Source organism: Gordonia sp. UBA5067 (genome assembly GCF_002414845.1).
In the GTDB taxonomy this organism is placed as follows: domain Bacteria; phylum Actinomycetota; class Actinomycetes; order Mycobacteriales; family Mycobacteriaceae; genus Gordonia; species Gordonia defluvii.
The window spans coordinates 8374-9236 of record NZ_DIAX01000080.1; the positions used below are offsets into that span (position 1 = coordinate 8374).

The 863-nt window shown below is 69.3% G+C and carries 1 pseudogene; it reads right to left on the reverse strand.

The features are described 5' to 3' along the window. Positions 1 to 863, reverse strand: a pseudogene (locus tag B4M62_RS13095) (ATP-dependent chaperone ClpB); the annotation flags it as partial.

The following is an 863-nucleotide window of genomic DNA, read 5'->3' on the forward strand; positions in this document are numbered from 1 at the left end:
CCGGTGGGGCCGAGGAACAGGAAGGAGCCCAGCGGCCGGTTCGGGTCGGCGACGCCGGCCCGCGCGCGGCGGACCGCATCGGAGACGGCCTGTACCGGGTCCCGTTGTCCGACGACGCGCTTGCCGAGTTCATCCTCCATCCGGAGCAGTTTGGCGGTCTCGCCTTCGAGCATCCGGCCGGCCGGGACACCGGTCCACGCCGACACCACTTCGGCAACGTCGTTGGGGCCGACCTCCTCCTGGAGCATGACGTCCTCGTCGGGGGCGGTTCCGGTCTTCTCGATCGCCGCCTCCAGATCCTTCTCCAATGCGGGGATCTGGCCGTAGCGCAGTTCGGCCGCACGACCCAGGTCGCCGCCGCGCTCGGCGCGGTCGGCTTCGCCGCGCAGCTGCTCGAGTTTCTCCTTCGAGTCGCGGATCGCATCGATGGCCGATTTCTCGCTCTGCCAGCGTGCCGACAGGCCGCTCAGCTTTTCCTTCTGATCGGCGAGCTCGGCACGCAGCTTGTCCAGTCGTTCTTTCGACGCGGCGTCGGTTTCCTTCTGCAGGGCGACCTCCTCCACCTCGAGGCGCCGGACGGTGCGCTCGACCTCGTCGATCTCGACGGGGCGCGAGTCGATTTCCATCCGCAGACGCGAGGCGGCCTCGTCGACGAGGTCGATGGCCTTGTCGGGCAGGAACCGCGAGGTGATGTAGCGGTCGCTCAGCGTCGCCGCGGCGACGAGCGCCGAGTCGGTGATGCGGACGCCGTGGTGCACCTCGTAGCGCTCTTTGAGGCCGCGCAGGATGCCGATGGTGTCCTCCACCGACGGCTCGCCGACGTACACCTGCTGGAAGCGGCGCTCGAGGGCGGCGTCCTTCTC